General features: G+C 72.5%; 11 protein-coding genes. 2 read left to right on the top strand and 9 right to left on the bottom strand.

Going from position 1 to position 8,633, the window contains the following annotated elements; genetic code table 11:
• Positions 1-744, bottom strand: a 744-nt coding sequence (locus H2038_RS12110) for a hypothetical protein (RefSeq protein WP_292113509.1), incomplete at its 3' end; no start/stop codon positions are given.
• Between the two features lie 119 nt (positions 745-863).
• Here H2038_RS12110 and H2038_RS12105 point away from each other — a divergent pair.
• Positions 864-1,529 carry a sulfur transferase domain-containing protein gene (locus H2038_RS12105; RefSeq protein WP_292113506.1) on the top strand — a complete coding sequence of 222 codons (666 nt, stop codon included), beginning with the start codon at positions 864-866 and terminating at the stop codon, positions 1,527-1,529.
• Here H2038_RS12105 and H2038_RS12100 read toward each other — a convergent pair whose 3' ends face one another.
• From H2038_RS12100 to H2038_RS12090, 3 genes are all read right to left on the bottom strand, one after another.
• Positions 1,530-1,754, bottom strand: coding sequence for a hypothetical protein (locus H2038_RS12100; RefSeq protein ID WP_292113503.1), 225 nt, complete (start codon positions 1,752-1,754; stop codon positions 1,530-1,532).
• A complete protein-coding gene (locus H2038_RS12095) occupies positions 1,751-1,936 on the bottom strand; it encodes a hypothetical protein (protein ID WP_292113500.1) in 186 nt (61 codons plus the stop codon). Before H2038_RS12095 ends, H2038_RS12100 begins: the two co-directional genes overlap by 4 nt.
• 61 nt (positions 1,937-1,997) lie before the next feature.
• Complete coding sequence (locus H2038_RS12090) at positions 1,998-2,240, bottom strand: DUF4170 domain-containing protein (protein WP_292113497.1); 243 nt, start codon at positions 2,238-2,240, stop codon at positions 1,998-2,000.
• 101 nt (positions 2,241-2,341) lie between these two features.
• On the opposite strand from H2038_RS12090, the gene H2038_RS12085 reads away from it, so the two are divergent.
• Positions 2,342-2,605, top strand: coding sequence for a hypothetical protein (locus H2038_RS12085; RefSeq protein ID WP_292113494.1), 264 nt, complete (start codon positions 2,342-2,344; stop codon positions 2,603-2,605).
• Here the strand turns inward: H2038_RS12085 and H2038_RS12080 are convergent.
• The 5 genes from H2038_RS12080 to H2038_RS12060 are packed head-to-tail and all read right to left on the bottom strand — an operon-like array spanning position 2,592 to position 8,624.
• On the bottom strand, positions 2,592-3,395 hold the full coding sequence (locus H2038_RS12080) for a 3'(2'),5'-bisphosphate nucleotidase CysQ (protein ID WP_292113491.1): 804 nt from the start codon (positions 3,393-3,395) through the stop codon (positions 2,592-2,594). The genes H2038_RS12085 and H2038_RS12080 overlap by 14 nt on opposite strands.
• Positions 3,392-4,744 carry a TldD/PmbA family protein gene (locus H2038_RS12075; protein ID WP_292113487.1) on the bottom strand — a complete coding sequence of 451 codons (1,353 nt, stop codon included), beginning with the start codon at positions 4,742-4,744 and terminating at the stop codon, positions 3,392-3,394. Before H2038_RS12075 ends, H2038_RS12080 begins: the two co-directional genes overlap by 4 nt.
• A 48-nt stretch (positions 4,745-4,792) precedes the next feature.
• Positions 4,793-5,197, bottom strand: a complete 405-nt coding sequence (locus H2038_RS12070; RefSeq protein ID WP_292113485.1) for an MAPEG family protein — start codon at positions 5,195-5,197, stop codon at positions 4,793-4,795.
• Positions 5,198-5,199: 2 nt separating this feature from the next.
• Positions 5,200-7,035 carry a M14 family metallopeptidase gene (locus tag H2038_RS12065; RefSeq protein ID WP_292113482.1) on the bottom strand — a complete coding sequence of 612 codons (1,836 nt, stop codon included), beginning with the start codon at positions 7,033-7,035 and terminating at the stop codon, positions 5,200-5,202.
• Positions 7,036-7,094: 59 nt separating this feature from the next.
• Entirely contained in the window at positions 7,095-8,624 is a 1,530-nt protein-coding gene (locus H2038_RS12060; protein WP_292113479.1) for a UbiD family decarboxylase, read from the bottom strand.
• Positions 8,625-8,633: the final 9 nt, after the last annotated feature.

The following is an 8,633-nucleotide window of genomic DNA, read 5'->3' as shown; positions in this document are numbered from 1 at the left end:
AGCTACGAGCGCTCGGAAAGCTACTACGAGGAGGAAGCCGAAGTCTGGGAGGAGCATGAGCGGCGGCGGGGGCGCGCGATAGACCGGCGGGGGCGGCGGCCCCTCGCGCCGCTCATGCTCCACCCAGACTTCGGCTTCCTCCTCGTAGTAGCTTTCCGAGCGCTCGTAGCTCTCGGCCTCGTACCGGGACTCCGCCTCGTAGCGGGCCTGTTCCTCGTACCAGGCGCGTTCGCGGGCGTAGTCGTGGTCACGGCGGCCGCCGCGGCAGTCGCAGTCGCGGCGGTAGGCCGGCGCGCCGCGCCAGCCGAGGTATTCGCGGCCGAAGCCGTAGACGGCGTAGCCGAACGGGGCGCTGACGGGCGCCGGTCCCAGATGTTCGATCGGGGCGTACCAGCCGCCGCCGTAGCCGATGGCGCCGCCCTCGGCATAGCCGCCGCCGCCGACGTAGACGGCGCCCCCGCCGCCGCCGCGGCCGAAGCCGGAGCCGCCGGTCCAGGTGCGGGCGTTCAGATAGCTGCGCGCGCTGGCCGAGGCCGAGGCGGAGGCGCGCGCCGAGGCGTTGACGTTGATGTTGACGTTCCCGCCGTAGTGGGGCGGCGGCTGGGGCGGGCGGTGCGGTCCGTGACCGCAGCCGCCGCCGCAGGACGGCGGTCCCCCATGGCCGCCGCGGTCGCCGGCGGCGGCCGGACCGGCGGCGAGGACGAGCGCGAAACCGGCGGCGGCGAGCAGGGCGTGTTTCGACATGGGACAGACTCCTTCAACTGGAAGGAGATCGGGCAAGCGGCGGGCCGCCGATGCGGCCCGGTCCGGCACGGTCCGCGGCGGGACATGACGCGGGGGCGCCGAGCCGCTATCTCCGGTCCATGTCGCGCTACGACCTCTCCACCCCCGCCGGGCGCTTCCGGGCGCGATGGGACTACGTCTGGAAGGACCACGCCTTCCTGAGGCGGTGGTTCATGAACGCCCACTGGCTGGGGCCGGACCTGGTGCGGACCAACCAGCCGTCGCCGCGGCAGCTGGCGTACTGGAAAGGGCAGGGAATCCGCACGGTGATCAACCTGCGCGGGGCGCGGGACGAGGCCTACTATGCGCTGGAGAAGGACGCCTGCGCGCGGCTGGGGCTGACCCTGATCGACGCGCCGCTGGACAGCCGCGATCCGCCGCAGCGGGACCGCGTCCACCGGGCGCGGGAGCTGTTCCGGACCATCGAGTATCCGGTGCTGATCCACTGCAAGTCGGGGGCCGACCGGGCCGGGATGATGGCGGTGCTGTACCGCCACTTCCACCTCGGCGAGCCCATCTCGGAGGCCATCCGGCAGCTGGACAAGAAGTACCTGCACCACCGGGAGGGGCTGACCGGAGTGCTGGACTACACCCTCGAGAAGTATCTGAAGGAGGTGGAGCCGACGGGGGTCAGCTTCATCGACTGGATCGACAGCGAGGCCTACGACCCGAAGGCGATCCGCGCGGAGTTCAAGGCGCAGTGGTGGGGCACGCTGCTGACCGAGAAGTTCCTCCGGCGGGAGTGATCAGCCCCACGGGCCGCGGGCGGAGCCGGACGGCGGATCGTCGGAGCGGGGGCGCTGGGCGGTCTCCGCCTCGCGGCGGGCCTTGCGGTCAGCCTCCCAGCCCCGGAACCAGCGCCGCCAGTCGCGTTCGCCGCGCAGCACGAACAGCCACAGGACGAGCGTGGCCAGCATGAAGGCGAGGCCGGCGATCTCCTCGCCGCCGAGCGTCCGCCCGAACAGGGTCACGGACGGCGGTCCGGATCGGCGGGCGGCGGCGGGGCGTCGGCGGGCGTCAGCGGATCGCTCCAGCCGGTGTCGGGCTCGTCAGGCAGCACGTTCGGCCGGTCGGACGGCTTGCGGCGGGCCGCCCACAGCACGATGGCCAGGCCGACGCCCAGCAGCACGACGACGATGAGGGCGGTGGTCATGGGCGGCTCTCCCTGTGCGGCGGTCGGAAGGGAAGCGCGTCAGCCGCGGCCAAGGTTCCGCCTAGTGGGCGTCGCCGCGCGGATCGATCAGCCGGTGGGCGTGCAGGATGAAGTAGCGCATGTGGGCGTTGTCCACCGTCGCCTGGGCGCGGGCCTTCCACGCCTTGCGGGCCTCCTCGTAGTTCGGGAAGGCGCCGACGAACTCGACCTTCGACAGGTCGCGGAACACCGGGGCGTCGAGGTGACGCAGCTCTCCGCCGATGACGAGGTGGAGCAACTGGGGCGTTTCGGTTTCGGCGGTCATGATCGGTCCGGACAGGGGAGGGGCGGCGCCAGCGGAATAGGCGCTGCAGGCCGCCGGTTCAAGGATTTGGCCGATTCCGGCGCGTCTGGCATCCTGCAGGCGTGGCGGAAGAGGCCGAAAACCGGGTTCTGGTCTGTCTGCGCCGCATCGACGCCAAGGTCGACGCTCTGGCGCGGGACATTCACGAGCTCAAGGAGCGCGTCTCCTCTCTCGAAACCGCCGTGGCCTCGGTACGCCGGGACCTGGGGCGTCTGGTCGAAGCCGACGCCCGCCTCCAGTCCGCCTTCGACCGGCTGAGGCAGGCCGTCGGCCGGATCGAGCGCCGGCTGGGGCTCGCCGGGGAGCCTGCGCCTAGCCCGCGGTAGCGGGGAGCGGGATGGGCAGGGTGCGGCGCACGATCTGGGGATGAAGGCCCGGGGCGGCGCAGACGAGGCTGTTCTGGCGCGGGTCGGGCCGGTTGAAGCGCCAGGCGCCGCCGTGGTGGTCGCTGACCCGCCCGCCGGCCTCCTCGACGATCAGGGCCCCCGCGCACACGTCCCAGTCCCACTTCGGCGTCAGGGCGATCGCGGCGTCGAAGGCGCCCGCCGCCACCAGCGCCATGCGGTAGGCGATGGCGTTGCGCTTTTCGAAGCGCATGGCCGGCCACGGTTCGGGCCAGTGCGGCCCCTCGAGCAGGCGGGCGTCGGCCAGCACGGCGGCGTCGTCGAGATCGACGGTGTCGGCGGCGGAGATCGGGGCGTCGTTCAGCCGGGCGCCGCCGCCGAGGGTGGCGACGAAGGTCTCGGCGAGGGCGGGCGCGTGGATCACGGCGGCGACGGGGCGGCCGTCCTCGACCACCGCGACCGGGATGCACCACCACGGCCTGTTCTTCATATAGGCCACGGTGCCGTCGATCGGATCGACCACGAAGACGCGCCGGCGGGCCAGCCGGTCCGGGCCGTCGGCGGTTTCCTCCGACAGCCAGCCGTAGTCGGGGCGGGCCCCGAGCAGGGCGTCCCGCAACAGGCGGTCGACGGCCATGTCGGCGGAGGTCACCGGGGAGCCGCCGGACTTGGACCAGATCTTCAGCCCGCGGTCCCGCTCCGCCAGGGCCAGCCGGCCGGCCTCGGCCGCCGCGTCGCGGATCAGCGCGAGGTCGTCGGCGAAGGGGTTCATTTGCCGGCGATGGCGACCGCGTCGAACAGCAGGGACGGGCTGTTGAAGCTGCCGCGGAACTCGAGGTCCGCGCCGGCGACGAGGCGGGCCCAGAGGTCCTTCAGATTGCCGGCGACGGTGATCTCGCTGACCGGATGGGCGATCTCGCCGCCCTCAAACCAGAAGCCGGAGACGCCGGCGGACCAGTCGCCCGTGTTGGCGTTCAGCGAGGGACCGAACATGGAGGCGACCAGCAGGCCGGTTCCGGCGTCGGCCATCAGCCCGGCCAGATCGCGTCCGCCCGGCGCGAGGTGGAGATTGTGGGCCGAGACGCCCGGCGGGCCGGCGAGGCCGCGCGAGGCGTGGCCGGTGGAGGCGAGCCCGAGCTGGGCCGCCGAGGCGGTGTTCAGCAGCCAGGTGGTCAGCACCCCGTCCTCGACGATGGCGCGGCGCGCGACCTCGATGCCCTCGTCGTCGAACGGCGTCGAGCCGAGCCCGCGGGGGCGGAAGGGATCGTCGAGGAGGTCGACCCCCGCCGGCAGCACGGCCTGGCCGAGCCGGTCCTTGAGGAAGGAGGAGCCGCGGGCGACGGAGGGGCCGGAGATCGCCCCCAGCAGGGGCGACAGCACCTGGGCGGCGATGCGGTTCTCGAAGATCACCGGGGCGGTGGTCGAGGCGATCTTGCGCGGGCCGACCCGGGCCACGGCCCGGCGGCCGGCCTCGGCGCCGATGGCTTCGGCGGCGGGCAGGTCGGCGAGGTGACGCGTGGCGCGGTGTTCGCCGCCGCGCTCCATGGCGCCGTCCTTCTCGGCGATGACGCCCACCCCCAGGGAGAAGGCGGTGCCGCGGTACGCGCCGTCGAAGCCGTGGGAGGTGACCAGCCGCCAGCGGCTGGAGGAGGCGGCGGCGTGGCCGCCCTCGGACTTCGCCACCCCGTCGACGGCGAGGGCGGCGGCCTCGGCGGCGGCGGCGGCGGCCTCCAGATCGGCGGCGCTGCGCCCCGTCGGGTCGTGAAGGTCGAGATCGGCGAACGGGCCGCGCGCCAGGCGCTCTTCCGGGGCGAGGCCGGCGTAGGGATCCTCGGGCGCGAGGCGGGCCATGGCGACGGCGCGGTCGACCAGCCGGGCGCGGGTGGCGTCGGACAGGTCGGAGGCCGAGACCGTGGCCTGGCGGCGGCCGACGAAGACGCGCAGGCCGAGATCGCGGCTCTCCTCGCGCTCGACGTCCTCCAGCCGGCCGTTGCGGACGCCGACGGACAGGGAGGCGCGCTCGGAGGCGACCGCCTCGGCGGCGTCGGCGCCCGCCTTCAGGGCGGCGGCGACGAGATCGGACAGGATGTCGGGGGAGGCGGCGTCACGCGGGGAGGGCATGCCCCGATATGGCCGGGCGTCCGCGGCGGCGCAACCGGCCGGGCCGTCTCAGCTCGCGAACGCGGCGACGAGCAGCAGGACGGCGGCGGCGATCAGCGCCGTCAGGGTCAGCACCATGCCGATCATGCGTCCGGGGCCGGGACCACGGCCATGGCTGAGGCCCACCCCGTGGATCAGCCGGCCGAGGAGGAGCACGCCGCCGACGGCGTGCACCATCCCCGGGGCGGAGCCGGTCAGGGCCAGAAGCACGAGGGCGCCGATCCCCACCGGGATGTATTCGGCGGCGTTGCCGAAGGCGCGGGCGGCCACGGTCATCTGCGGCACGTCGCCGTCGCCGAACAGCACCCGGTGCCGCCGGCGGTTGGCGATCACCCGGAAGGCGAGGCCGACCAGCAGCAGGATCAGCAGACCGCTCCACAAAGCCGCAGCCTGGAGGGCGGTCATGACGATCATGATCAGGGCTCCCGGGCCACCGGATAGAGGCGATGCCGGTCATCATAGAACGGGGTTCGCTGGTAGAACCACTGCAATCGCGCGTCGCCGTCGGCGGCGAAGGCAGGGTCGGCGGCGAGCTCCGCCTCGAACTCGGCCTTGAGGGCGGGGTTGGCGGCCATCATCCGCTCGGCCAGCGGGGCGATGGCGTAGCCCTCGATGTATTCGACGCGGCTGAGCACCTCGGGGAACAGGCCCCAGGCGAACAGGCTCTCGGAGGATTGCGGCTCCAGCAGCAGGACGACGACGTCGCCGAGGGGCTGGTCGGTCGGGACGCGCACCGAGCCGGGCTGGAAGGTCCAGTCGCGGCGCTCCGGCGTCACCGAGGTCACGGTGACGGGCACGTGGCCCTCGTTGGCCCGGGTTCCGAGGCGGGGGTCGTCCAGCCGCAGCATCTCCACGGAGACGGTGCGCGGCGCCTCGAGGGTCTCCATGGCCACGCCGTGGAGGCGCAGCCGCTCGATGACGTCGGCGCGGTGGGCCGGCACCCAGTAGGCTTCGGGCCGCTTCAGGGTCAGGGTCGGGTGCGAGCCGTAGAAGGGCATCCGCCACAGCTCGGGATCGGGCTCGCCCAGCCAGCGCACCTCCTGACGACCGGAGGCCGGGCTTTCGTAGGTCTCGAAGCGGATGCCCTTGAACTCGCGCGTGCGGGTCGGCTGGTCGTCGGCGACGAAGTTGGCGGGGATCTCCTGCGGGCGCAGGGCGCGGTCCTCGGCGATGGCGGCGCGCAGGCTGTCGCCGTCGGCGGCGAGCCGGCGCAGCGCCTCCTCGAGAAAGACGTAGGTCCCGAGCACGCGCTGCTCGTGCGGCTTCAGGCTGTGGTTCTCGATCAGGATGGTCGGGACGTGGGCGGCCGAGCCCCAGCCGTTCGAGAAGCGCTCGCCGAGGCCGCCGTCGGACAGGCCGGCGCGGGGGTTGCTGTCGTCGACGCCGAAGACCAGCTCGCCCGGGATGTGGCCCTGCGCCTCCAGCGCCGCGTTCATCGCCGGCTTGAAGGCCGTGTCGAGCCAGCGGGCGATGGCCGGCGAGCGCGACCAGCCGCCGTCCTCGCCGTTGTACCCGTAGGTCACGTCGTACTGGTAATCCATGCCGTCGGTGACGTGGATGTCGACGTAGAGGTCCGGCCGGTACTTCAGGATCAGGCCGCGGACGGCGCGCATCTCGGCCTGGTCGAGCTTCAGGTAGTCGCGGTTGAGGTTCTGGTTGGTCGCCGTGTTGCGCCAGCCCTGGATGCGGGGGCCGCGCTGGTTGGGGCGGCTGTAAGCCGAGGCGCGCTCGTGGCCGTCGACCGACAGGATGGGGATCAGGATCAGGTTGACCCGGTCGAGCAGCTCGTCCTTGCCGTGGAAGGCGATGTCGCGGAGCAGCATCATGCCCGCGTCCTTGCCGTCGATCTCGCCCGGGTGGATGCCGGCCTGGGCCAGCAGCACCGGCTTGGCCGGATCGAGGGCGGCGCCGTCCTTCGAGGCGATCACGGCGTAGATCGGCCGGCCCTCGGGCGAGACGCCGAACTGTTCGATGCGGATCAGCTCCGAGGCGGCGTCGAGGCGGTCGAACCAGGCGCGGGTGTCGGCGTAGCTCGGGCTGAAGTCATGCTCCGGGTCCGCTTCGAAGGGCGTGACCCACGGGTCCGTAGCGTCGCGCAGCAGGGCCCGGCTGGCCCCGTCCCATGCCGGCGCCGGCGGCAGGAAGGGCTGGTCCCAGGGCGCGGCGTTGGGGACGGACGGGGACGCGGACTGGGACATGGCGGGACTCGACGCGAGGGCCGCGAGGGCGGCGAGGATCAGGGTGGAGCGCATGGCCCCTCATCCGCCGTCTGTCGGCGGGAGGCAAGCCCGGGCGTCCAGGCGGGCTGCGGCTATTTCCAGATCGGGGCGCCGTCGCCGGGCAGGCCCAGCCGCTCCCACATGTCCGACACGCGGTCGACGACGGCGGGATCCATGCGGATCTCCTCGCCCCATTCCCGCTTCGTCTCGGGCGGCCATTTGTCGGTGGCGTCGAGGCCGATCTTGGAGCCGAGGCCGCTCTCAGGGCTGGCGAAGTCGAGATAGTCGATCGGGGTGTTCTCGATGACGGTGATGTCGCGGGCCGGGTCCATCTTGGTGGAGATGGCCCACATCACCTGCTTCCAGTCGCGGGCGTCGATGTCGTCGTCCACGACGATGACCCACTTGGTGTACATGAACTGGCGCAGATAGCTCCAGACGCCCAGCATCACCCGCTTGGCGTGGCCGGGATAAGCCTTCTTCATCGACACCACGGCGATGCGGTAGGAGCAGCCCTCGGGCGGCAGCCAGAAGTCGGTGATCTCGGGAAATTGCTGGCGCAGCAGGGGGATGAAGACCTCGTTCAGGGCCTCGCCCAGCACCGAGGGCTCGTCCGGCGGGCGGCCGGTGAAGGTGGTCAGATAGATCGGATCGCGGCGCATGGTGATGGCGCTGACCTGGAAGACCGGGAAGGTCTCGACCGAGTTGTAGTAGCCGGTGTGATCGCCGTACGGGCCCTCGGGTGCGTGCTCGTCGAGCAGGACGTGGCCCTCCAGCACGATCTCGGCGTTGGCGGGGACCATCAGCGGCACGGTCTTGCAGGGGACCAGCTCGGCCTTGGCGCCGCGCAGCAGGCCGGCGAACTGGTACTCGCTGAGGGTGTCGGGCACCGGGGTGACGGCGGCGAGGATGGTCCCGGGGTCGGCGCCGAGGACGACGGCGCAGGGCAGGGGCTCGGTCGGGCGCGCCTTGCGGTGGCGGGCGTAGTGCTGGGCCCCGCCGCGGTGGGCCAGCCAGCGCATGATGGCGCGGTCCTTGCCCAGCACCTGCATGCGGTAGATGCCGAGGTTGAAGTCGTCCTCGCGGGCGTCGGACGGACCCCTGGTGACGACGAGGCCCCAGGTGATCAGCGGCGCGGGCTCGCCGGGCCAGCAGCCCTGGACCGGCAGGGCGGTCAGGTCGATCCGGTCGCCGGTCAGCACCACCTGCTGCACCGGGGCCGACTTCACCACCTTGGGGCGCATCGACATCACCGTCTGGGCCAGCGGCAGCATCTCCATGGCGTCGCCGAGGCCGCGCGGCGGGGTCGGGTTGCGCAGGAAGGCCAGCAGCTCGCCGACCTCGCGCAGTTCGGCGGCGGTGGTGCGGGTCTTCTTCTCCATGGTCACGCCCATGGCGACGCGCTTCACCGTGCCGAACAGATTGGCGAGGCAGGGGATGGGGCTGATCGAGCCGTCGGGCATGACCGGCTTTTCGAACAGCACCGCCGGGCCGCCGTTGCGCAGCAGCCGGGTCTGGATCTCGGTCATCTCCAGATGGGTGGAGACGGGCTCGGAAACCCGGACCAGCTCGCCCTCGGCTTCGAGCAGGGCGATGAAATCGCGCAGGGACTTGTAGGCCATGCGGCGAGG

Source organism: Brevundimonas sp., assembly GCF_013912005.1.
Taxonomy (GTDB): Bacteria; Pseudomonadota; Alphaproteobacteria; order Caulobacterales; family Caulobacteraceae; genus Brevundimonas.
Note: the sequence above shows the minus strand (reverse complement) of the source record. Positions and strands in the feature narration are given on the sequence as shown.

Excerpts from the sequence above, each read along its gene's own strand:
- H2038_RS12105 (WP_292113506.1), top strand. The coding sequence starts at position 864 with ATGTCGCGCTACGACCTCTCCACCCCCGCCGGGCGCTTCCGGGCGCGA.
- H2038_RS12095 (WP_292113500.1), bottom strand. The coding sequence starts at position 1,936 with ATGACCACCGCCCTCATCGTCGTCGTGCTGCTGGGCGTCGGCCTGGCC.
- H2038_RS12090 (WP_292113497.1), bottom strand. The coding sequence starts at position 2,240 with ATGACCGCCGAAACCGAAACGCCCCAGTTGCTCCACCTCGTCATCGGC.
- H2038_RS12080 (WP_292113491.1), bottom strand. The coding sequence starts at position 3,395 with ATGAACCCCTTCGCCGACGACCTCGCGCTGATCCGCGACGCGGCGGCC.
- H2038_RS12075 (WP_292113487.1), bottom strand. The coding sequence starts at position 4,744 with ATGCCCTCCCCGCGTGACGCCGCCTCCCCCGACATCCTGTCCGATCTC.
- H2038_RS12070 (WP_292113485.1), bottom strand. The coding sequence starts at position 5,197 with ATGATCGTCATGACCGCCCTCCAGGCTGCGGCTTTGTGGAGCGGTCTG.
- H2038_RS12065 (WP_292113482.1), bottom strand. The coding sequence starts at position 7,035 with ATGCGCTCCACCCTGATCCTCGCCGCCCTCGCGGCCCTCGCGTCGAGT.
- H2038_RS12060 (WP_292113479.1), bottom strand. The coding sequence starts at position 8,624 with ATGGCCTACAAGTCCCTGCGCGATTTCATCGCCCTGCTCGAAGCCGAG.